The following is a 21,665-nucleotide window of genomic DNA, read 5'->3' on the forward strand; positions in this document are numbered from 1 at the left end:
GATCCCTCCCCGCGAGGGGCGGGTCAGCCTTCCGGAGACGGCTCGGCGGCGGCGGCACCCGGCTCGGGCGCCGGGCCGGTGTCGAGGGTGCCGCTGTGGACCAGGGCGCCGGCCCAGGCGCCCGCGATGATCCGGACCTGCTCGATGGCCTCGGCGCGGGTGAAGGGCCTGTCGCCGCCCCCCGGCCGGCCCTCGTCCCAGTAGACGTAGCCGGTGCGCCGGCCGCCGGCATCCTCGACGCAGGCGGCGTTCTCGAGGACGCAGATCCGGAGCGGGAGCTTGAGGCCGAGTGTGGGCATAGGGCCCATATAGGGCGCGGATCCCGCGGGAAATCGGCGCGCCCGCGGCGTGACGGTCCGCCTCAGGTGGGTCTCAGGTGGGTCTGGCCGCGTCGAGGGCCTGCGTCAGCTGTTCCACGACCTCGTCGCCCTTGGGCGGCGGCTCGGCCTCCTCGACCCGCCGGGCGACCTCCATGACGAGGTAGGTCACCGACGGCGGCCACGGCACGCCGTTGTCCAGGAGCATCCGGGCGGCGCTCACCAGCATCCGGAACTGGTCCGGCGGGATCGTCGTCCCTGCCTCGTGCTGCGCGAGGATGTGGTCGGCGATCGCGGCCGCCAGTCCGGCGACTTCGGCCATCTTGTTGGGCGGATCGCCAGCCGTCATGTCAGGTCACGCTCCGTCTGCGAAAGCACGGTGCGGAGCATCCGTCGCCTCTTCGGGGTCTCAGGCCGACACGGTTCCACAAGCAACCCTGGCGAGCAAGCCGTGCGGGCGCGGCACGCCTGCGTCGCCGTGGACGCCGCGGATTTCGGTGGGCTGCGCACGCGGTCCGGGCGTTTCGCGGCCTCCAGTGCCGGGACGGCGGACCTGCTCCGCGGCGGCAGCGCCGTCGGGATCGACCCGGGAAATCTACGCGGATGCCGGACAGTGACGGGGCGCGGTCACGCCGAAGACGGAGCCCCGGTCGCGCCGGGATCGCACGGTGATCGGGTGATCGAGCGCCGCGGCGGTCTGCCGGACGATGTGCAGGCCGAGCCCGAGACCGGCCCCGTCCCGGCGCCCGGCGCGGTCGAAGGCGTCGAAGATGCCCGCCAGCCGTTCGGGCGCGATGCCGGGACCGTCATCGTGTACCTCGATCGTGACCCGCCCCTGCCGGCGGCGGCATCCGACGACGACGCGGCCGCCCGGGCCCGCATACTTCACGGCGTTCCCGACGAGGTTGCGCAGGATGGTCGTCAGCATGGCGGCCTCGCTCTGGACCGTCAGCGCCGTGGCGCAGACCTGCACCCGCACTCCGACCGCGTCGGCGTAGGGCTGCCACTCCGCCGCTACCGCCTCCAGGAGCGGGACGAGGGCGACGGGACCGAGCCGGGGCGGCACGGCGCCGGTCTGGGAGGAGCGGGCCAAGTCGTCGAGTTCGCGGCCCAGCCGCACCAGCGCGTCGCTGGCGAGGCCGAGCCGGGCCGCGGCCCGGGGGCCGACGCCGTCCGAGACCGCGCGGTCGATGGCCATGAGGGCCACCTGCAGGGGTTGCTTGAGATCGTGTCCGGCGACGGCGAGGAGCCGGGCCATGGCGCTGCGGGCGGTCTCCGCGCGCAGCACGGCCTCGTCCGACCCCGCACCGCTCCGGCTCGCCATCGTCAGTCCCATCCCCACCTCCTCGTCCGGCCCGCGTGCGGCGCGCCCCTTCCATGGCGCGACCTTGCACCGTGGCCGTTCGCGCCGGAATCATACGGAGGTTTGATGTCCTAATCGGATCGTCCGGGCGCGCACGCGCGTGACGGCCGCGCGCAGCCCGGCCGACGTTCAGGCGGCCGATCCTCAGGCCCCGATCGTCTCTTCCAGGCAGCGGATCAGTTCGTCGGCCACGAGGGGCTTGCGCAGGAGATCGCGGGCGCCGCCGGCGAGGGCCCGACGCCGGAGCGCGTCGTCGGTCAGCGCCGTCATCATGATGACCGGCAGGGCAGGGCGCTGCTGCCGGACGCGGTCCTGCAACTCGATGCCGCTGATCCCCGGCATGTTCACGTCCGTCAGCAGGCACGAGACGTCGCTGCCGGCCATGGAGGCCAGGAAGGCCTCGCCCGAGTTGAAGGCCCGCGCGTCGTAGCCCAACGCTTCGAGGAAGCTGGACGTCGCGTCCAGAACCGCCTCGTCGTCGTCCACGACCGCGACCGCTTTCTTCCCGACCGGCACGAATCTCCCTCCGGAGCCTCTCGGAGGCGCGTCGATCCCACCTGTGTGGGCCAGCGGCCGCGCCGACGATATTATACGATGGTTTGATGCGCGCGACGGACGCACATCCTGATGAACCGAGTCCCGCCACAGCAAAGCAGGCCTCGGAGCGCCGCGACGCGAGCCGGTAGACATGGGTTTGGCGAATCTAGTCGGGACTTTTCCGTCGACGCCCGACTCGAACGTGCCGACGAAATCTGTCCCGTGCGGGTGCCAACGCGGTGATACCCGGCATCGTTCCGCGCCGATTGGCCCGGCCCGGGCCGGCGGCTGCGGGGGGCTTCGGGCTCAGACGGTCGCCCGGGCCTTGAGCAGCTCGGTCTTGCGCACGAGGTCGGCCACGGAGCCGGCCTCCATCTTCCGCATGACGTTGCCGCGGTGGATCTTGACCGTGATCTCGCTGATGCCGAGGGCGTAGGCGATCTGCTTGTTGAGCAGCCCCTTGACGACGTGCGCCATCACCTCGGCCTCCCGCGCCGTCAGGGTCGCGGCCAGCGCCTCGAGTTCGGCGACCCCCGCGCTCGAGGCGCGCCGGGTCCTGTCCCGCTCGATCGCGACCGCGATGGCGTCGAGCATGTCTTGGTCGCGGAACGGCTTGGTCAGGAAGTCGAGCGCGCCCGCCTTCATGGCCTGGACGGTCATGGGGATGTCGCCGTGGCCGGTCATGAAGATGACCGGCATGCGGTTGCCCATCGCGGCCAGCTTCGCCTGCAGGTCGAGACCGCTGGATCCCGGCAGCCGCACATCGAGGATCAGGCAGCCCGGGCGGTCCGGCAGCGTCGCCGCGAGGAGCTCGCTCGTCGCGCCGTAGGCGAGGGTGTCGAGGCCGACGGAGCGCAGGAGATCCTGGAGCCCCTCCCGGACGCCCTCGTCGTCCTCGACGATGACAACCAGCGGTGAGGCCGTGTCGGCGCCGGCTTTCGCCGCGCCACCCCGGACGTTGCCTGACATCGTGATCGACGAGCCCCCGCGCGCCCCTGCCAGGCTGTCCGCGAGGACAGTGCTTACAGGTTGAATCCGCGCCCGATCAAGCCGACCGTCTTCGGACGGCGCAGCCGGTCCGCAGAGGTCGGACGCAGAGGCCGGGCGCAGGGGCCGGACGCAGGGGCCGCACCCGGCCGAACCTATCGACTTGCGGCCAAGCTTGTGGCTATGAGCGGTTGCACTGCCCCCGGGACTGGCTCAACCTCAAACGCGATCAGCATGTCCCGGCTCCCGGGCTCGCGGGCGACCCGTCCGGCCGTGCACCCGTATGGCAGGCTGCGGAGCGAGGCGCGGAGATGATTGCGGTGAGCAACGCGCCTCCCAGACAAAAGACGGCGCGCGTCCTCCTCGCGAGCCTGATCGGCACGACGGTCGAGTTCTACGACTTCTACATCTACGCCACGGCGGCGAGCCTGATCTTCGGGCCGCTGTTCTTCCCGGCGGCGCTGCAATCGGCGGAGCTGATCAGCGCCTACGCGAGCTTCGGCCTCGCCTTCGTGGCCCGGCCGATCGGCGGCGCGGTCTTCGGGCATTTCGGCGACCGGGTCGGGCGCAAGGCGACGCTTGTCGCCTCGCTCCTGCTGATGGGTCTCTCGACCTCGGCGATCGGGCTGCTGCCCACCTTCGCGCTGGCCGGCTGGCTCGCGCCCGTCCTGCTCTGCCTCCTCCGGTTCGGGCAGGGGCTGGCGCTCGGCGGCGAGTGGAGCGGCGCCGCCCTGCTGGCGCTGGAGAACGCCCCGCCGGGATGGCGCGCGCGCTACGCGATGTTCGCGCCGCTCGGGGCGCCCCTCGGCTTCTTCGTGGCCAACGGCCTGTTCCTCGTCCTGACCCTGACCCTCAGCGCGGAGCAGTTCGCGGACTGGGGCTGGCGGGTGCCGTTCCTGCTCAGCGTGCCGCTCGTCTGGCTCGGGCTCTGGGTCCGCACCAATCTCGGCGAGACCGAGGAGTTCACCGCCGCCGTGAAGGACGCGCAGCCCCCGCGCGTCCCCTTCGTCGCGCTGATGCGCCACCATGCCGGGCAGGTCGTCGCCGGGATGTTCGGCGTCGTCGCGTGCTTCTCGCTGTTCTGGACCGCCACCGCCTTCGCGCTCGGCTACGGCACGACGACGCTCGGCTATTCCCGGGCCTCGTTCCTGACGGTCGAGCTCGGCGCGATCCTGTTCATGGCCGCCGCCATCGTCGTCGCGAGCTGGTTGTCCGACCGGCTCGACCCGGCCCGCGTCCTGATCGTCGGCTGCGCCGGGACGATCGCCTCCGGGATCCTGCTGGCGCCGATGCTCGGCAGCGGCTCCCTCGTGACGATCTTCGTCTTCCTGGCCTTCGCCCTGTGGGTGATGGGCTTCGTCAACGGGCCGCTCGGCGCGTGGCTGCCGAGCCTGTTCCCGCCGCAGGTGCGCTACACGGGCACCTCCGTGGCGTTCAACGTCGGCGGCATCATCGGGGGCGCCTTCTCGCCGATGATCGCGCAGGCGCTCGCCGAGCGCAGCGGCCTGACCGCGGTCGGCTTCTACCTCGCGCTGACCGGCGGGATCAGCCTGATCGCCTTCGACACGAGCGCCCGCCAGCGCGCGCTGGGGGCACTGGCGCGGAGCGAGCGGCGCTACCGCGCGCTGTTCGAGCAGAGCCACGTCGCGCTGTGCGAGGTCGATCTCTCCGGGGCGCAGGCCCACCTCGCCGAGGCGCGGGCCGCCGGGCCGGGGACCGACCTCCGCGGGCAGGCCGATGCCGCGCTCGCCGCCGCCTGCGCGCGGCAGATCGCGCTGGTCGACGTCAACGACGCCACGGTGCAGCTCCTCGGCTGCCGGTCCCGCGACGCGGTCCTCGGCTCGATGAGCCGCTTCCTGCCGCCGGGCAACGATCTCGTCCTGCCGCTCCTGCAGCGGCTCGACCGGGCGGGCGGCCGGTTCGAGGCGCAGGGCCGCCTCGTTCGCGCCGACGGGCGGGAGGTGACCGTGATCCTCGTCGTGGCGCTGCCGGACGACCCGGCGGCCTTCGACCGCGTCGCTTGCGCGATGATCGACGTGACCGAGCGGGAGCGCGCGAAGGAGGCGCTGCTCGCCGCCCAGGCCGAGCTGGCCCGCGCGGGCCGGGTCTCGACCGTCGGGGCGATCTCCGCCTCCATCGCCCACGAGGTCAATCAGCCGATCGGCGCCATGGTGATGAGCGCCGAGGCCTGCCTGCGCTGGCTGCGGCGCGAGACGCCGGATCTGGAGGCGGCCGCGCGGGCGGCCGAGCGCGCCGTCCGCGACGGCATGCGGGCGAGCCGGATCGTGCAGCGGACGCGCGAGCAGCTCCGCCGCGACCGGAGCCAGCCCGAGATCGTCGACCTTCAGCCCCTCCTCGCGGAGGTCGTGGCGCTCCTCGATCGGGAGATCCTGGCGGCCGGGGCGACGGTGCGGACTCGGATCGCCGCGACCGAGGCGCGCGTCCTGGCCGATCGCGTCGAGATGCAGCAGGTCGTGGTCAACCTCGTGACGAACGGCCTGCACGCCATGCGCGATGCGCCCGAGACCCGCCGCGAGCTGCGGATCGCGCTCAGCGCTCCCGCGCCCGGTCGGCTTCGGATCGCGGTGTCCGACAGCGGCACCGGCATCGATCCGGAGCAGCTGCCCAAGCTGTTCAGCCCGTTCTTCACCACGAAGCGCGACGGGATGGGCATCGGCCTCGCGATCTGCCGGACCATCGTCGAGTCCCATGGCGGGACGCTGACCGCCCGGAACAACGACGGTCCCGGCGCGACCTTCGCGGTCGATCTTCCGGCGGCCGAGCCGGACCGAGAGAGCCGCGCGGCGGAACCCGCCGCGGCGAGCGCCTGAACCGCGGAGAGCGGGTCAGGGAGTGGGTCAGGGGGCGGGCACGGCCGAGAACAGGCTGTTCAGCCCCTCCGCGGTGGTCGGGTGGGCGAGGATCGCGTCGCGCAAGGCCGTGTAGGGCAGGCCGGCGAGCATCGCGACCTGGACCGCGGCCATGACCTCGCCGGCCTCCGCGCCGAGCATCGTGAAGCCGAGGATCCGATCGTCCGGTCCGATGACGGCCTTCATGAAGCCCTCGGTCCGCCCGGTCGTCCGCGTGCGCAGCACGGCCGCCATCGGCAGCTTGGCGACCCGGACGGCATCGCCGCGGGCGCGCGCCTCGGTCTCGGTCGATCCGACCCGCGCCAGCGGCGGGTCCGTGAACAGGCAGGCGGGCATCAGCCGCCCCGCGGTCGAGCGCGGGATCCCCGCGAGATCGTCGCGGATCACGCGGAAATCGTCCGCGGAGGCGTGGGTGAAGGCCGGGCTGCCCGCGCACTCGCCGATGGCCCAGACGCCCGGCGCGCTCGTCCGCAGACGGTCGTCGACCTTGATCACGCCCCGCTCGGTGAGGTCCACCCCCGCGCGGTCGAGGCCGATCCCGCCGGTGTTCGGCGCGCGGCCCGCCGCGACGAGGATGTGGCTTCCGGCGATGACCGCCTCGCCGTCGCCGCCGCGCACCGTGATCTCCACGGCGTCGCCCGAACGGCCGCGCACGCGCACGACCTCCGTGCCGGTGCGGATGGCCAGCCCCTCGGCCTCGAGGAGCTGCGCGAGCGCGGAGGCCACGTCCGGATCCTCGCGGCCCGCGATCTGCGCCCCGTGCTCGATCACCGTCACCGCGCTGCCGAACCGGCGGTAGGCCTGGGCCAGTTCGAGGCCCACGTAGCCGCCGCCGAGGACGACGAGGTGGGCGGGCACGGCGTCGAGTTCGAGCGCCTCGATATTCGTCAGCGGTTCCGCGTCGCACAGGCCCGGGACGTCGGGGATGGTCGGGCGCGTGCCGAGGTTGAGGAAGATCCGCTCGGCCGTCAGCGCGCGGGACCCGCCCGCGTTCAGCGCGACCGTGAGCGCCCTGGGCCCCGTGAAGGCGGCCGTTCCCATGATGAGCTCCGCGCCGCTGTCGCGGTAGCGGTCGAGGTGCATGTCGACGAGGCCGCGGACCATCGCCCGCTTGCGCTCGACCACCCGGGCCATGTCCACCGCGACCGGGCCGGTCTCGATGCCGTACCGGTCGGCGTGCCGGGCGAGATGGGCGATCTCGGCGCTCCAGATCTCGTTCTTGCTCGGCAGGCAGTTGGTGTTGGGGCAGGAGCCCCCGATCCAGCGGCGCTCGACCACCGCGACCCGCTGCCCGGCCTTGGCCAGGTGCCAGGCCAGGAACTTGCCACCCTCGCCGCTGCCGATCACGAGCGCATCGTAGTGGTCGTCCATCGTCCATCCTCCGCGGATCCGAGATTTCGGAAACACGTAAAGGCATCGCGATCGGCCGGATATCATGCGTCGGTATGATAGACCGGCCCTGACCGGCCGGCGCGCAGATTTGGTGCGCCCGCGGCCGCGCCGCGTGGCGCGATCGCTTCCGGCGGCAAGTCGATCACGGACGCACATGCCTGCGCTCGACCTCGGAACACAGATGTCTTGCCGAACCCGCGGCCGCGTTCCGGACGAATATCGGATGATCAGACCCAAACCTGCGTATGATTGAGCCGGATCGGCCCATCATCGAAGCTCCTCCCATCGCCGCCGCGCGATCATCCGTCCCGGCCGGCGCCTCTGCAGGGAGGCCTCAAGCCGTCCCGCGCCCTCAGCTTCGAAGGACCAGATCCATGAACACGCAGGTTCGCCGCGTCCTCGGCCTCGTCTCCGGGCCGGGCTCGAACCGCCTCGGCCTCCAGGCCATGCGGGTCGCCATCGCGGTCGTCTTCCTCTGGATCGGCGCGCTCAAGTTCGTGCCCTACGAGGCCGACAGCATCACGCCCTTCGTCGCCAACAGCCCGGTCATGGCGTTCTTCTACGCCCACCCCGACCAGTACGCCCAGCACCTCACCCACGAGGGCGAGCTCAACCTCGCCGCCCGCGCGTGGCAGACGGCCAACCACACCTACGCGTTCTCCCGCGGCCTCGGCACGGTCGAGCTGCTGATCGGCCTGCTCGTCCTCGCCGGCCTGGTGTCGCGGCGGCTGAGCCTGGCCGGGGCGGTGCTCGCCTTCCTCACCCCGGTGGTGACCCTGTCGTTCCTCGTCACCACCCCCGAGGCCTGGGTCGCCGCGCTCGGCGATGCCCAGCACGGCTTCCCCTACCTGTCGGGCGCGGGCCGCCTCGTCCTCAAGGACGTCACCCTCATGGCCGGCGCCTGGCTCGTCCTCGCCGACAGCGCCCGCGCCGTCCTGCGCGAGGCGTCCGCGCCGGCGGCCCGGGCCCCGGCGCCCGCCCTCGCCGCGAAGGCGTGAACGGCCGCCCACGTGCGGCCGCGGGAAGCTTTCAGGACCGAGACCCGGGACGATGGACTGTCTTCGGCCGACCCTGATCTCGGATCCGGCCGCAGAGAGGCACCGTTTCGGGTGACGACCCCTAACCTTCGTATGATTCCGCGCGGCCAGGAGCGGCTGTACCTCTCGCGATACAGCACACGACACAGGCCGCGCCTTCGGCCGCCCCCGGAGACACGTCGCCCGGCCGGTTCGCACGGCGAGACACGTCGCGCCGTCCCCCATTCCACGAGGTCGAACGATGGTCCAGCTCACGATCAATGCGCGCCGCTACACGGTGGACGCGGAACCGGACACGCCGCTGCTGTTCGTCCTGCGCGACAGCCTCGGGCTGACCGGCACGAAGTACGGCTGCGGCATCGGGCAGTGCGGCGCCTGCACGGTGCTCCTCGACGGCGCGGCGACCCGCTCCTGCCAGGTCCCGCTGGAGAGCGTCGGCGACCAAGCCATCACCACGATCGAGGCGATCGAGCAGGATCCGGTCGGCGCCCGGGTCGTGGCCGCCTGGGTCGGCATCGAGGTGCCCCAGTGCGGCTACTGCCAGTCCGGGCAGGTCATGGCCGCCACGAGCCTGCTCAAGCAGACCCCGAAACCGACCGAGGCCGACATCGCCGGCGCCATGACCAACCTGTGCCGGTGCGGAACCTACAACGCCATCGCCGCCGCCGTGCGGCAGGCCGCGGCCTGAGGAGGCGCACGATGACCGACCGCTCGCCCCGCACCCGCCCGGATCGCCGCGAACCGGTCCGCAACCTCTCCCGCCGCGGCTTCCTGGGGGCGGCGTCGGGCGCGCTGGTCCTCGGGGTCGGCCTGCGGCTGGCGCCGGCCGCCGCCCAGACCCGCGCCGAGGGCCCGGCGGCCGTCGCCCCGAAACCCGGGACCCGCGTGGCGGCGTTCCTGGAGATCCGCCCCGACGACAGCGTGCGCCTGCTCAGCCCCTTCGTAGAGGGTGGCCAGGGCATCAACACCGGCCTCGCCCAGACGATCGGCGAGGAGCTCGACCTCGACCCGGCGCGCTTCGCGGTGGAATGCGCCCCGCCCGGTCCCGATTACGCGGTCGTCAACGGCCTGCGCATGACCGGCGGATCCTTCTCCACCCGCTCGAGCTTCGAGGCCATGCGCCGCCTCGGCGCCACCGCCCGCGAGATGCTGCTGCGGGCGGCGGCCGCCGAACTCGCCGTGCCGCAGGCCGGCCTGACCACCGGGAACGGCCGCGTGATCCACGCCGCCTCGGGCCGGAGCCTCGGCTACGGCGCCCTCGCCGCCGCGGCGCTCGCGCTGCAGCCGCGCGACGACGTGACCTTGAAGGATCCGAAGGACTTCCGCTGGATCGGCAAGCCGGTGGCGCGCCTCGACATGCGCGACAAGTCCACCGGCCGGGCCGTCTACAGCATCGACATCCGGCTCGACGGCATGGTTCACGCCGCGATCCGGCACGCGCCGCATCTCGGCACCGAGCCGGAGGCGATCACCAACGCGGCGGAGGTCCGGGCGATGCCGGGCGTCCAGGCGGTCGAGCGCCTGCCGGGCGCGGTGGCGGTGGTGGCCGACACATGGTGGCGGGCCCGCACGGCCGCGGAGGCCCTGCAGGTGACCTGGAGCCGGCCGGCGCCCGAGGGCGTCGCGACCGTCTCGGCAGGCTTCTCCTCGGCCGCGATGCTGGCCGCCCTCCGGGACGCGCCCGGCCCCGGCGTTCCGGCCGAGCAGGCGGGCGATCCGGACGCCGCCTTCGCGGGCGCGACCCGAGTCGTCGAGGCCGCGTACGACGCCCCCTACCTCGCGCACGCGCAGCTGGAGCCGCCCTCGGCGGTGGCCCGCTTCGCTCCCGACGGCAGCCTCGACCTCTGGGTGCCGAACCAGATGCCGGAGCTGTTCCAGCAGGTCGCCGCCAAGACGGCCGGGCTGCAGCCGGATCAGGTCCGCATCCACTCGCCGATGCTCGGCGGCTTCTTCGGGCGCCACTTCCACTACGGGCCGGCCAGCCCGTTCCCGCAGGCGATCCTGCTCGCGAAGGCGACGGGCAGGCCGGTGCGGGTGCTGTGGTCGCGGGAGGAGGAGTTCGGCATGGACGCGCTGCGCCCCCTGAGCTTCGCCCGGTTCAAGGCGGCCCTCGGGCCGGACGGGATGCCGGTGGCGCTGGAGACCACCGCGGTGGGGGAGGGCCCGATCGGGCGCTGGTTCGGCGCGCTGTTCAAGGGGCCGGTGGATTCCTCGGTGGTGGAGGGCCTCGACCAGAAGCCCTACGCCATCCCGAACCGGCGGCTCACCTACGTGAAGGTGCCGCACCCGGTGACCATCGCGTTCTGGCGCTCGGTCGGGCACTCGATGAACGACTACTTCTACGAGAGCTTCCTCGACGAGATCGCGCAGGCCGGCGGCCAGGACCCGTTCGCCCTCCGGATGACGCTCCTGAAGGACAGCGCCCGCCACCGCACCCTGCTGCAGGCGGTGGCCGACCTCGCCGGCGGCTGGACGCGCGGGCCGTTCCAGGCGGCGGACGGCACGCGGCGCGCGCGGGGCGTGTCGATGGCCTCGCCGTTCGGGTCGGAGACGGCGACGATCGCCGAGGTGTCGCTCGAGAACGGCGAGGCCCGGGTGCACGATCTCTGGATCGCCATCGATCCGGGCCGGGTGGTCAACCCGGCAATCGTGAAGCGCCAGGTCGAGAGCGCGGCGGCGCTCGGCCTCTCGTCGACGCTGCTGGAGCAGGTGGTCTACGAGGGCGGGCAGCGGCAGGCGCGGAACTTCGACGCCTATCCGATCCTCGACCGGGCGCGGATGCCGCGGGTGCACGTGGCGATCGTCGAGAGCGGGGCGCCGATGGGCGGCATCGGCGAGCCGGGCCTGCCCGGCGTGCCGCCGGCGGTGGTCAACGCGGTGGCGGCGCTGACCGGCCGACGCCTGCGCAGCCTGCCCCTGGCCAAGGAGACCCTCTCGGGGGCCTGACGCCGGCGAGGCCGCCGCCCCGCGAAAGTCCCGCTTCGCGACTGGAAGCGGGATTTTCGCATGCCGTATACCGGGGGTGCGGCGGGCCAGCACTGGGGCCGGCCCCGGGAACCGTGGACATGAGCATCGGTCTGACGCCGACGGACGACCGGATCGTCGTGGCCAGCGAGGCCGACTGGAACGACGCGTGGTACCTCGTCTGCATGAAGGTCTCGACGATCGGCTTCGTCGTCGTCGATGCCCGCGAGCGGGTCGCCACCCTGGACGCGCTCCGGGCAGCCGGGATCACCGACATCGCCGCCCATCTCGACGCGCGTCCGGACGTGGCCGACCGCCTGCGGCACGGGATGGTCATCCTCGACGTCAACGAGGCGGCGGTGCGGATGTTCGGCGCCGGCGGCCGCGCGGACATGATCGGGCAGCGCACGCAGCGCTTCTTCGACCCCCTCTGCACCGCCCAGGTCAACTCCGCCCGGGCCTTCGCGGCCGGCGCGACCGCGTTCCAGCAGCAGGCGCACAGCGTCCGGCTCGACGGCTCGCGCTTCGAGACGCTGTTCTGCGTGGTCCCGCGGGCGGACGGCGCCAGCTCCGGCCTCTGGCTCGCCTCCTTCGTGGACATCACCGAGCACGTCGAGCGGCAGATGTCCCTGGAAGTCCTGCGCGACGAGCTCGCCCACGTCTCCCGGATCTCGACGCTGGGCGAGCTCTCGGCGTCGATCGCGCACGAGATCGGGCAGCCCCTGTCGTCGATCGGCATGACCGCCGGGGCGATGCTGCGCCTGCTCGACCGCGCGGATCTCGACCGCGACCTGCTCCGGCGGCAATGCCAGCGCATCGTCGATCAGGTCACGCGGGCCGGGGACATTATCGATCGCACTCGGCGCATGGCCGCGAAACGCGACAGCGTCCGCGCGCCCGTCTGCGTGGCGGAGATCCTGACCGAGGCCGCGCAGTTCGTGGCGCACGACCTGAACCGCGGCAAGATCAGGCTCACCGTCGTCCCGGCCAACGCGGCCGCGCAGGTCTCCGCGGACCGGATCCAGCTGCAGCAGGTCTTCGTCAACCTGCTGATGAACGCCATCCAGATCCATCGGCAGGCGCGGACGCCCGGGCCGGAGATCACGGTCGAGACCACCTGCCGGGACGGATCGATCACGGTGGACGTCGTCGACAACGGGCCGGGCCTCGATCCCGACGCCGTCGACCGGCTGTTCGACGGCTTCTTCACGACGCGGCCCGAGGGGCTCGGCCTGGGCCTCCGGATCTGCCGGACCATCGTGGCGGCCCACGGCGGCTCGATCGACGCGCGTTCCCGCGACGGGGCGCCGGGCGCCCGGTTCACGGTGCGCCTGCCGCTCGCCCGGGCCTGACCGACCCGCCGCGGGGAGTGGGCAGGGGTCCCCGGTCGGGGCGCCCCCGCGGGCGCCTCAGGCCGCGACGGCGCGCGCGCTCCGGTACCGGCTCGCCGGCGCCGACGCGCCGAGCTGGGCGGCGAGTTCGAGGCGCGCGGCGTCCAGCGCGGACCAGGCCGCGCCGTTCTCCAGGGGCGGGATCGTGACGACCTCGCCGGCATCGAACCCGGCCAGCGCGGCCGCGACCAGATCGGCCGGCGTCATGACGATGCTGGCCGGGAGGTTCCGGTGGCCGCCGACGCCGGCCACGGTCCAGAACTCCGTCGCCGTCGCGCCGGGCAGGACCGCCTGGATCCGGACGCCCTTGGGGGCGAGTTCGTGCTGCAGCGCCTGGGTGAAGGCCAGGACGTAAGCCTTGCTGGCCCCGTAGACGCCGTTGAGCAGCTCGGGATTGAGGGCGACGGTCGAGGCGACGTTGATGATCGCCCCGTGCCCCCGCGCGACGAAGGCCGGCGCCGCCGCGTAGGCGAGGCGCGTCACGGCCGTGACGTTCACGCCGATCATGCGCTCCATCTCGTCCGGATCCGCCTGGAGCAGCGGGGCCGCCGAGCCGAAGCCGGCGTTGTTGACCAGCAGGGTGATCGCCGCGTCCCCCCGCAGCCGATCCTCGACGCGCCGAAGACCGGCACGGTCGTTGATGTCCGCCGCGAGCGCCTCGACGGTGCGGCCGGAGGCCCCGCGCACCGTCTCCGCGACCGCCTCCAGGCGATCCGCGTTCCGGGCGGTCAGGATGAGATCGTAGCCGCGCGCGGCGAGCTGTTCGGCATAGATCGCACCGATCCCGCCCGAAGCGCCGGTGATCAGAGCAATTCCCTTGGCACCATCCGTCATGACAACTCTCCGTCTGCGCTGTTGGATGACGGAAAGTGTAGCGACCGGGACGGAGCCGGACATTTATACCGACGCGGGGCGACGCCATACCTTGGTATGACCTGGCCGGGCCGGTCCGACGCGCGTCAGGCAGTCGTCGGCGGGCGGTCGCCAACAGGCGCGGGGAGGCCGGCGCAACCCCAGCCCGATGCCGGCCCGATCGGCGGCACGCGGACGGCATCGGCACGCTGGCCCCGCCGCGCCGATCCGGGAGAGGTGCGCCCGCCGCCTCGCCGTGCTAGAACGAAAGCGGAACAGATCACAGGTGCGGGCCGGGCACAATCTGCGGGCGAGAAGTTTCTTCCGGGCCGGTGGACGGATGTGAATACGGCTCGAAAACACCTGTCGCGGCCGGCCCTTGGCCGGCCGGTAGGGTCGGTGGAGAACCTGTGACAAACCGGGGGACAGGACGGCGATGGCGATGAGGACGGCGTTCGTGGTGCAGCCCTTCGAGGTGCACCGGAAGCGGTTGCGACCGGCCCGGCAGGAGCCGGCGCAGACCGAGAGCGGGGCGGTGAAGAAGGCGGAGAACATGGCCAAGCGGATGCCGGGCGCGGCGGCGCTGAAGGTCGTGGCCGACGACGAGACCGGCGAGCTGGAGGGCGTCACGATCCTCGGCCAGTGGGGCGAGATCCCCGACGACTTCGCCGAGAGCCTGCAGGGCGCCTAGGCCCAGATCACCAGCGGGGTGGGAGAGCGCCATGTCGGCGGTTCGGCGGGTCGGGAACTTCCTCCAGGTGCAGGACGGCGACGGCTGCCGCCACCTGCTGCGCGTGACCAGCGTCCAGGCGCTGAGCGACACGGACCTGATGCGCAACGAGACCTTCATCACCGCGGCGGGTCGGACGATCCGGGTGACGCAGCCGCTCGACGAGATCGTGGACCTCGTGGCGCCGGGCGAGCGGGCAGGGAAGGGGTCACAGGAGGAGCCGTGGCCGTTCTAGCCGCGGGAGATCATCCCGCGCGCCATCTCCAGCAGCAAGCGGCGGTCCGACAGGGTGAGCGCGGACCAGACGCGCAGCAAGTCCCCCGTCATCTCGACCGTGGCGAACGCCTCGGATTCGTCGAGAAAGGCGTCTTCGGGCGTTCCGAGGGCGTGCGCGATCTGCCGGAGCATCGATCTCTTGTCGTTCGGCCTACCTCTCTCATCCTCGAATTCTGGATCCGCCAACGCAATCTCCGGCAGATGCACGGCGTCGTCGCGCCAAATCTTTGACATCTCTATAGCGTGCCAATTCGAGAACTGCATCAACGAATTGTAATTTAATTTTACTGGTATAAATGCACCAATGGAAAGGACGTCTATGATTATTTTAGATTGATTTCAGAACCTGACATAGCGAGAGCGGTCAGAACTCGATGGTCGGCCATGAACTTGCCCGACATCTGAACTGAAGGCGGCGTCGGCGCACCGCTCCGAGGCGGGTCAACGGCGCGGCGCTCACGTCCCGGTGCCCGCACGCGCGCCGTCGCCCGCCGCATCCGGACACCGGCGAAGGGACGGCGCACGGGCCCGCCCCGACCTGGCCGGGATGGACTCTCAGGAAGCGGAGTCGGCGATCAGCTGCCGCCGCCGGCCTCGCCGCCCTTGCCGACCTGGGGTACGCCGCGCTCCGGCTGGCCGGCATTTCCGCCCGCGGCCGAGTCCGTCGTGACGGTCGCCGCCCCCGTCCCGGTGGGCGCGACGACGGCGGTGCTGCCCGGACCGCTGTTCTGGCCGCCGCTGGGAACGACGACGGTTCCGGCCGGGGTGCCCGGCGTCACCGGCTGGGGCGGTCCGGGCTGCCGGATCGGTGCGGGACCGGTGCCGGTCTGCGCCGAACCGGGCGACGCCGCGACCAGCGCGAAGATGGCGAAGAGGGCATGACGCATCATGTGCTCCTTGGCATCCCGGCCCTGACTGTGCCGCGCGCACGGGCCTCCGTGCCCGAACGCGGGCGCGCGATCCGGGTTTCCGACGCCGCTCACCTTCGTGCCCGGCGGCGCCCGGCGCACGAAAAAGCCCCGCGCGGCGCTGCCGGCGGGGCTGAAGGTGGGTCTGCCTTCGGGAGGATGCAGGGGCGGATGCTTAGCCGGCGTTGCGCCGCGGCTGCACCGGCGACACGACATGCCGGCCACGCGGGCACTGCCGGTCACGACGGCGTTACGCTTGCATGCCGGGACAGCTCCGCCCCGTGCGGCGGGCGGCCCGGACCGTGGCGCCGCGCTAACCCCCTGGCCATCCTTGGATAACCATGTCGACCGCCGGCTTGTGGATGCCGCGGCGGCGTCATCGACAGCGTCGCGGCGCTGTGGTGCTGATTGGCGGCGAGGAGTCCCATGAAGCACATCATCGTTCTGGCGATCGCGGCCACGGCCCTGACGGCCTGCAACGCGGCGAACCGGCCCGGTCGCGGCGAGCTCTTCATGGGCGAGGCGGACATCGCCGCGAAGGACGACGCGATCTGCCGGAGCTACGGCGCCGAGCCGGGAACGCCGGAATACGTGCAGTGTCGGGGCACCCAGGATCAGCGGCGCGACGCCGCCCAGGCGCCGCGCCGCAGCGGCTGAACGCGGTGGCGGCTGAACGCGGCGGCGTGACGGCGCCCCGGGGACCAACGCCTCGCTCGCGCGTTGTCGGCGCGGACCGCCTGCCTTGGAGCGCGTGATGCTCGCCCGATCCGCCCTGATGCTCATCGTCCTGACGTCGGGGGCCCAGGCCGCCGCCTTCGACGACCTGAAAGGCTACTTGGCGTCCTGCCTGCGGTTCGAGATGGGCGGCGCCCAGGCGGAACGCGGCGGCCCGCTGTCGGCCAAGGTCCGCCACGCCCTGGACCGGTGCTCCGACGACGTCGCGCGCCTCGAGCGGGCGGACGGGCGCCGGCTGCGCGGCGACGGCGGGATTAGCCCGTCGACCAAGGAGGTCATCCGGAGCGTCGTGGGCGGCGGGGCCGGCGGCGTCCGCACCGTCCGGTACTGAGCGCCGACGGACCACCCGACAGGCCGATCGGGCGACGCCGATCACCGATCGTTAACCGTCCGGCCGCACCTCACGGGCCTCGCTCGCGAGGAGATCCCGGTGCCGAAGCGCCTGACCATCACCGTCCCGCACGCCCTCGGGGCCGCCGAGGTTCGGCGCCGCATCGACCTGCACATGGACTGGGCCTTCCGGCGCCTGGAGGCGGAGAAGATCCGGGTCGAGGCCGAGGACTGGCTCGGCAATCGCCGCGCCTTCTCGGGCAGCGGCTACGGGCAGACGGCGCGCGTCGCGATCCAGGTGGCCGACGACGCGCTGGAGGTCGAGGCGCTGGTGCCCTGGATGGCGAGCCTGTTCACGCCCGTCATCGAGTCGGTCGGGCGCCACTATGTCGGGCGCCTCCTGTCCGACGAGGCCGCCTGACGCGCGACGCGGCAGTCGCTCGACCGCGCGGAGCCGACCGGGACGGCGACCGGTCCGTGGGCGCCGGCGGGGCGGTTGTGGCCCGGTCGCGCCGGGGCTAAACGCGCCGGCTTGGTGGCGGCGCAGGGGCCAGGATGAGCGATGACGTGGCGGCCCTGCTCCTCGCGCTCGCGACCGAGAACGCCGAGCTGCGCCAGCAGCTCGCCACCGCGCAGGACATGCTGATGGAGACCGCCATCGATGCCGGCCACCTCCACGCCCGCATCGAGGCCCTGCAGGCCGAGCGCGACGCGTGGCAGGCGGAGGCCGAGCGACTGGCGCGCCGGCCCCCGCGCTCCGTGTGAGCGGTCGCGCCGCACGGCGGCCCGGCGTGCCGGGATCGTGCGGCTGGGCGAGCCCGAGGCCGCGGCGCGACCGGGGAGGGTGCCTCGGCGAGACCCCGCGCCGGGCGGGCTCACGCCTTCCTGGGCTGTGGGCGGGGTACGCGCACGTCGACCGTCTGGCCGGTGAGGGGGTTGAGGATCAGCATGGCGGCCGTCTCCGGTGGGTGTACCGGTAGAACGCCGGCCGAGGGCGCCGGGATCACGCCGCGGCGTGCCGTGGCGCACGGGCGGCGACGGGGGATCGCCGAACCCGGATCGGACCGGGAGCCCGGTTCCGGCACCGCCCGCGAGGCTCGCCAGGGTCGGCCTGCCGCCTACCTCAGAACGTGGCGCCCTGGCGGCCGCCAGGGGCAGAACACCTGGAGGATCGATATGGCCATCGATAGATCCGGTGAGCGTGCCGCGCTCGATGCCGAGGTCGAGGACACCCAGGCCACCATCGCGAAGCTTCGCGCGGCTGCCGACGGAACGCCGCCCGGACACGGTTCGCGCGTGGCGCTGAAGAAGGCCGAGGAGAGGCTGGCCGAGCTGGTCAAGCACATCACCCGGCGCGACCGGACGGGGTAGGGTGGCGCGCGGGACGCCGCGACGACGAACCCTTCCCGCCCCAGTGGCCGAGAGGGGCGCGCCGACGAATGTCTGCGCGTCGCTTCCGCCCGTCGGAGTCCGGCCCCGGGGGCCGACGCGGCCGCCTCGCGGCCCGGACGCCCCCGAGCATGCGGCCAGAACTTCACCAGTATTTAACCGAGTTGACTGAAGTTAATCGGCCATTTACCATGATTTTACCGACGCAGCGAAGCTGTGTGTCCGTAAAACTACAGCTATTCTGCTCAGAGCTTGGTAGTCTTATCACCAGATCGAAACCCGGATCGCCCGTGATGACCAAGCTCCTCGCCTCCCTGACCGCCTTCACTGCCCTGACCGCCGCGGCGTCCGCCGCCGACCTGCCGCGCCGCGCCGCGCCGCCGCCGGTGTTCACGCCGGTGCCGGTGTTCACCTGGACCGGCTTCTACTTCGGTGTGAACGCCGGCTACGGCTTCGACGCCAACAGCCGCAACACCACCAACTACGCCCTGCCCGGCGGCTCGCTGATCAACTCGCCCGGCACCGCCGGCGTCGTCAGCGTCAGCAACCGCAACAACAACGACGGCTTCTCGGGCGGCGCCCAGATCGGCTACAACTACCAGTTCACCCCGGGCTCCGGCGTCGTGATCGGCTTCGAGGCCGACGCCCAGTACGTCGACTTCGCCCGCCGCGCCAACGCCACCCAGAACTACAGCTTCCTGGGCTTCCCCGGCGTCGCCTTCAGCAACCCGCCGGCCTTCGTCGCCACGAGTGGCAACGGGCTGGACTACTTCGGCACCGTGCGCGGCCGCCTCGGCTACGCCTTCGACCGCACCCTCGTGTACGGCACCGGCGGCTTCGCCTACGGCTCGGGCCAGGACGACCAGAACTTCGCCGGCAACCGCTTCCGCGACAGCTTCCGCACCGGCTGGGCCGCCGGCGGCGGCGTCGAGTATGCGCTCCCCACCGACTCGTTCCTGAACTTCTTCCGCTCCTCAGCCGTGACGCTGAAGGTCGAAGGCCTGTACGTCAGCCTCGACCGCCAGAAGAACTCGGCCGGCGGCGTGTTCTACGGCAACCTCCTGCCCCCGAACGGCATCGCCTACCTCAACGGCGCCGCCGCCAAGACCGAGTTCGCCGTCGTCCGCGCCGGCCTGAACTACAAGTTCGGCTCATACTGAGATCGGGTCGCGCCGCTCCCGGCCTCCGTGCCGGGAGACGCGGCGGCGGGCGAGGGGGTGTTGGTCCGCCTCACCACTCTCCGCTGCCGAAGAGCAGCCTTCCGGTTGACCTTCGCATCCCCAGCCCGATCAAACTGGCCGCGAGGTCGGCAGCACCCTGGGAGCGCACGCTCCCGGGGTGTTCCTGCGTTCCGGCACGGAATGCCGCGGCGATCAGCCGATCGCCCAGAACAGCGGGAGCGCGCCGGCCAGGAATAGGGCCGAGGAGACGAGCACCGCGAGGCGCTCGCGATGGTCGAGAACGAAGGCGCGGGAACGGGCGAACATGGCACAGGCAAGTCGGGGGCGAAGACGTCAGGCTCACCCCTGAACCGTGACGGATCGGAAGCGGCGCGCCGTCCACAGGGGTCCGTCGGCCCGTGTCGCGGCCGCGCCACAGGGGCCGGGGGTGCTTGCTACCAGTACCGGTTCGGCCAGCAGCGCCGCCCGCCGCGACCGAGATGAAAGCCGCGCGGGCAGGCCCGACCGACATACCCGCCCCACTGGCCGCCGGCGCGGCACCCGCCATACGGCCCACGGTGGCCGTAGGGCCCGCAGCCGCCGTAGACGTGCTGGATCAGCCCGTCCTGCGCGGCGGGGAGCGGCGACCCCGGGACTGGCAGTGCCGAGGCCGGCACGGCGATGCCGACGGTGAGCAGTGCCGCGGCGGCGAGTGACTTGAGCATCAACCCATCTCCAGGTCTTGGCGGAGCCGACCTCCGTCGGCGCTGCCCGAATACCTGGTTCCGTTGAAGACCGGGTGTCACGGACCGCTTTGATTGCCCGTATCGCGGGAGCCTTCCTTTAAGTCCCGCCCCGATACTGCCGATCCACCCGCTCAGGCGCCCGCCGCGCCTACGATGACGGTGTTCGCTGGATCTATGGCCCGGGTCGCCAGCTCACTTTGGGAGAGCCGTCGCCGATCCGTCGCTCTGCCGCGAGGCGGTATGCTGTTGGCTGCCGGTCTGCCAGGTCCAGTAGCCCGCGATGGACCCCGCGAAGACGAGCCCCACGACGACGAGCGCGATCATCAGAGGTTTGAGGTCGCGCTTTTCCCGTTCCCTGGATCCGTCCACGAAGCCTCCTCTTGGCTTGCCTTGTACTGTCTGCGCGCCGGACTGGATCGGCCGGCGGCCCCTCTCTCGGTCAACCGGCCGGACGCCAACAGAGATCCGGGGTCGCGCGGCCGAACGAGGTTCGTCGCGGGGTGACCGTTGGTCGCCGGTCTCCTGCCGAGCGGATCGGCGGCCGGCAGGCCAAATAGCTGCGCGGCACGCGTGCCTCGGCGCGGCACATCGGTCTGCCGCGCGGTGCCGGTTGCGAGGTCCGGTCAGCGCGCGGCCGCGTCGTCGCGGAAGCCGCGGGTATCGAAGATCCGCCGGACGACGCCGGTGCGCTTCGCCCCCTCGAGCCACGCCGTGACGCAGGCGGGCGGCAGGTCGGCCCTTCGGAACGGCGACGGCGACTCGCGTCTGCTGAAAGCCGCCCGCGACGATCCGGGAGCCCGGGATCTGCGCGACCACCGGCCGTAGCGTGTGTTGTGAGAGCGCGAAGGCATCCGCCTGCCCAGCGCGCATGCGTGCGACCGCCTCGGCCACGGACGAGTCGGGGAGGGGCTGCAGCCGGGTCAGCGTACGGGCGGAGGCGCGGAAGGTTGTCGTGCCCTCGATCGCCAGAACCCAGAGGCCCGATCATATGATCGACCAAGGCCATGGATATGCACCCGCAGGCCAAAAAGCTGCTGGCGGATCAAGGACGCCACTCTCGGTTTGCGCCGGACAACGGTGAAGACCGCCGCCATCATGGGCTTTCCTGTACCGAGATGAGCCAGGTGCCCGATCAGAAGTCGAAGAAGATCGCCGATAGCGTGCTGGTCCGGCTCAGCACCTTCGCGCTCGGCGTCGCTTTGTATGGAGGAATCGCGCGCAGCATCGTCGAGAAGGTGGCTGCCGATCCGGTCCCACACCTCGGTCGACTAGGGAATGCCGGGCTGCACCGAGGCGTTACTCTGCCGGTACGATGGCAGCGTGATCGCGGCGAGGCAGAGGTGCTCGTATTTTTGCGCGGATGGCGCCCGAGGCTTTCGCTGGCGGGGGCATGACGCCGTCAAATGGCGCAACAGGTCGATCGTCGTGATGCTGGGCCCATATTGCTCAAGCAGGGTCGCGACGGCGTAGCGCCGGAGCGCTTACAGGTGGCCCCATCTACGTACACTCACCGGCATGCACATCGCCTGAGCGCCGCATTCCGCCCCTGCTCGCGAACAAAAACGGAACAAGCCCAAAATCGCAACGCCTATCAACGAACAGCCGCGCACCCACAAAACCTAGAGTAGAGCGACGTTGATATCCTCCAAAATTACCATGTCGATCAACGACTTAAGTCGCC

25 protein-coding genes are annotated in these 21,665 nt (G+C 72.0%); 14 read left to right on the forward strand and 11 right to left on the reverse strand.

The features are described from left to right. Positions 1-23: 23 nt before the first annotated feature. The 5 genes from J3A75_RS10385 to J3A75_RS10405 form a co-directional block, all read right to left on the reverse strand. A complete protein-coding gene (locus tag J3A75_RS10385; RefSeq protein ID WP_029361146.1) occupies positions 24-299 on the reverse strand; it encodes a hypothetical protein in 276 nt (91 codons plus the stop codon). Positions 300-372: 73 nt separating this feature from the next. After that, positions 373-666 carry a hypothetical protein gene (locus J3A75_RS10390; RefSeq protein WP_012318256.1) on the reverse strand — a complete coding sequence of 98 codons (294 nt, stop codon included), beginning with the start codon at positions 664-666 and terminating at the stop codon, positions 373-375. A gap of 246 nt (positions 667-912) precedes the next feature. Next, positions 913-1,653 carry a sensor histidine kinase gene (locus J3A75_RS10395; RefSeq protein WP_012318257.1) on the reverse strand — a complete coding sequence of 247 codons (741 nt, stop codon included), beginning with the start codon at positions 1,651-1,653 and terminating at the stop codon, positions 913-915. 171 nt (positions 1,654-1,824) lie between these two features. Then, positions 1,825-2,196, reverse strand: a complete 372-nt coding sequence (locus J3A75_RS37015; RefSeq protein ID WP_012318258.1) for a response regulator transcription factor — start codon at positions 2,194-2,196, stop codon at positions 1,825-1,827. 327 nt (positions 2,197-2,523) lie between these two features. Continuing rightward, positions 2,524-3,186, reverse strand: coding sequence for a response regulator transcription factor (locus J3A75_RS10405; protein ID WP_209650149.1), 663 nt, complete (start codon positions 3,184-3,186; stop codon positions 2,524-2,526). A 329-nt stretch (positions 3,187-3,515) separates the two neighbouring features. Between J3A75_RS10405 and J3A75_RS10410 the strand changes: the two genes are divergently transcribed. Then, a complete protein-coding gene (locus tag J3A75_RS10410) occupies positions 3,516-6,035 on the forward strand; it encodes an MFS transporter (protein WP_209650150.1) in 2,520 nt (839 codons plus the stop codon). 27 nt (positions 6,036-6,062) lie between these two features. On the opposite strand, the gene J3A75_RS10415 is transcribed toward J3A75_RS10410, so the two are convergent. After that, a complete protein-coding gene (locus J3A75_RS10415) occupies positions 6,063-7,445 on the reverse strand; it encodes a mercuric reductase (protein ID WP_209650151.1) in 1,383 nt (460 codons plus the stop codon). 395 nt (positions 7,446-7,840) lie between these two features. Here J3A75_RS10415 and rclC point away from each other — a divergent pair, with 395 nt between their 5' ends. The 4 genes from rclC (at position 7,841) to J3A75_RS10435 (ending at position 12,819) form a co-directional block, all read left to right on the forward strand. Continuing rightward, a complete protein-coding gene (gene rclC, locus J3A75_RS10420) occupies positions 7,841-8,464 on the forward strand; it encodes a reactive chlorine resistance membrane protein RclC (RefSeq protein ID WP_209650152.1) in 624 nt (207 codons plus the stop codon). A gap of 280 nt (positions 8,465-8,744) precedes the next feature. Continuing rightward, on the forward strand, positions 8,745-9,191 hold the full coding sequence (locus J3A75_RS10425) for a (2Fe-2S)-binding protein (RefSeq protein ID WP_012318263.1): 447 nt from the start codon (positions 8,745-8,747) through the stop codon (positions 9,189-9,191). Positions 9,192-9,202: 11 nt separating this feature from the next. After that, positions 9,203-11,449 carry a xanthine dehydrogenase family protein molybdopterin-binding subunit gene (locus tag J3A75_RS10430; protein WP_209650153.1) on the forward strand — a complete coding sequence of 749 codons (2,247 nt, stop codon included), beginning with the start codon at positions 9,203-9,205 and terminating at the stop codon, positions 11,447-11,449. A gap of 119 nt (positions 11,450-11,568) precedes the next feature. Then, positions 11,569-12,819, forward strand: a complete 1,251-nt coding sequence (locus J3A75_RS10435; RefSeq protein ID WP_209650154.1) for a sensor histidine kinase — start codon at positions 11,569-11,571, stop codon at positions 12,817-12,819. Positions 12,820-12,876: 57 nt separating this feature from the next. On the opposite strand, the gene J3A75_RS10440 is transcribed toward J3A75_RS10435, so the two are convergent. Further along, a complete protein-coding gene (locus tag J3A75_RS10440) occupies positions 12,877-13,692 on the reverse strand; it encodes an SDR family oxidoreductase (protein ID WP_209650155.1) in 816 nt (271 codons plus the stop codon). 454 nt (positions 13,693-14,146) lie between these two features. Between J3A75_RS10440 and J3A75_RS10445 the strand changes: the two genes are divergently transcribed. Together J3A75_RS10445 and J3A75_RS10450 are read left to right on the forward strand one after the other, a co-directional pair. Beyond that, entirely contained in the window at positions 14,147-14,401 is a 255-nt protein-coding gene (locus tag J3A75_RS10445) for a hypothetical protein (protein WP_012318267.1), read from the forward strand. Positions 14,402-14,432: 31 nt separating this feature from the next. Next, positions 14,433-14,675 (forward strand): hypothetical protein, encoded by a 243-nt coding sequence (locus tag J3A75_RS10450; RefSeq protein ID WP_012318268.1) that lies wholly within the window; start codon positions 14,433-14,435, stop codon positions 14,673-14,675. Here the strand turns inward: J3A75_RS10450 and J3A75_RS10455 are convergent. Further along, positions 14,672-14,848 (reverse strand): hypothetical protein, encoded by a 177-nt coding sequence (locus tag J3A75_RS10455; RefSeq protein ID WP_012318269.1) that lies wholly within the window; start codon positions 14,846-14,848, stop codon positions 14,672-14,674. The two genes, J3A75_RS10450 and J3A75_RS10455, sit on opposite strands and share 4 nt — an antisense overlap. A gap of 443 nt (positions 14,849-15,291) precedes the next feature. Then, entirely contained in the window at positions 15,292-15,606 is a 315-nt protein-coding gene (locus tag J3A75_RS10460; RefSeq protein WP_209650156.1) for a hypothetical protein, read from the reverse strand. Between the two features lie 444 nt (positions 15,607-16,050). On the opposite strand from J3A75_RS10460, the gene J3A75_RS10465 reads away from it, so the two are divergent. The 6 genes from J3A75_RS10465 (at position 16,051) to J3A75_RS10490 (ending at position 19,238) form a co-directional block, all read left to right on the forward strand. Continuing rightward, positions 16,051-16,281: a hypothetical protein gene (locus J3A75_RS10465; RefSeq protein ID WP_024830642.1), complete on the forward strand. Its 231-nt coding sequence runs from the start codon at positions 16,051-16,053 to the stop codon at positions 16,279-16,281. A 97-nt stretch (positions 16,282-16,378) separates the two neighbouring features. Next, positions 16,379-16,690: a hypothetical protein gene (locus tag J3A75_RS10470; protein ID WP_012318273.1), complete on the forward strand. Its 312-nt coding sequence runs from the start codon at positions 16,379-16,381 to the stop codon at positions 16,688-16,690. A 99-nt stretch (positions 16,691-16,789) separates the two neighbouring features. Further along, positions 16,790-17,110 (forward strand): polyhydroxyalkanoic acid system family protein, encoded by a 321-nt coding sequence (locus J3A75_RS10475; protein WP_029359299.1) that lies wholly within the window; start codon positions 16,790-16,792, stop codon positions 17,108-17,110. Positions 17,111-17,244: 134 nt separating this feature from the next. Beyond that, a complete protein-coding gene (locus tag J3A75_RS10480) occupies positions 17,245-17,454 on the forward strand; it encodes a hypothetical protein (RefSeq protein ID WP_029359298.1) in 210 nt (69 codons plus the stop codon). Positions 17,455-17,865: 411 nt separating this feature from the next. Next, entirely contained in the window at positions 17,866-18,060 is a 195-nt protein-coding gene (locus tag J3A75_RS10485; RefSeq protein WP_012318276.1) for a hypothetical protein, read from the forward strand. Between the two features lie 311 nt (positions 18,061-18,371). Further along, the gene (locus tag J3A75_RS10490; protein WP_029359297.1) at positions 18,372-19,238 is read left to right on the forward strand and encodes an outer membrane protein; all 867 of its coding nucleotides are present in this window, start codon (positions 18,372-18,374) and stop codon (positions 19,236-19,238) included. Between the two features lie 455 nt (positions 19,239-19,693). Here J3A75_RS10490 and J3A75_RS10495 read toward each other — a convergent pair whose 3' ends face one another. Further along, a complete protein-coding gene (locus J3A75_RS10495) occupies positions 19,694-19,963 on the reverse strand; it encodes a GCG_CRPN prefix-to-repeats domain-containing protein (RefSeq protein WP_024830641.1) in 270 nt (89 codons plus the stop codon). A gap of 213 nt (positions 19,964-20,176) precedes the next feature. Continuing rightward, positions 20,177-20,353: a hypothetical protein gene (locus tag J3A75_RS10500; protein ID WP_209650157.1), complete on the reverse strand. Its 177-nt coding sequence runs from the start codon at positions 20,351-20,353 to the stop codon at positions 20,177-20,179. Between the two features lie 635 nt (positions 20,354-20,988). On the opposite strand from J3A75_RS10500, the gene J3A75_RS10505 reads away from it, so the two are divergent. Beyond that, positions 20,989-21,378: a hypothetical protein gene (locus J3A75_RS10505; protein WP_051252298.1), complete on the forward strand. Its 390-nt coding sequence runs from the start codon at positions 20,989-20,991 to the stop codon at positions 21,376-21,378. Positions 21,379-21,665 lie beyond the last annotated feature (287 nt).

The sequence above is a fragment of the Methylobacterium sp. PvP105 genome (genome assembly GCF_017876975.1).
Lineage (GTDB): Bacteria > Pseudomonadota > Alphaproteobacteria > Rhizobiales > Beijerinckiaceae > Methylobacterium > Methylobacterium radiotolerans.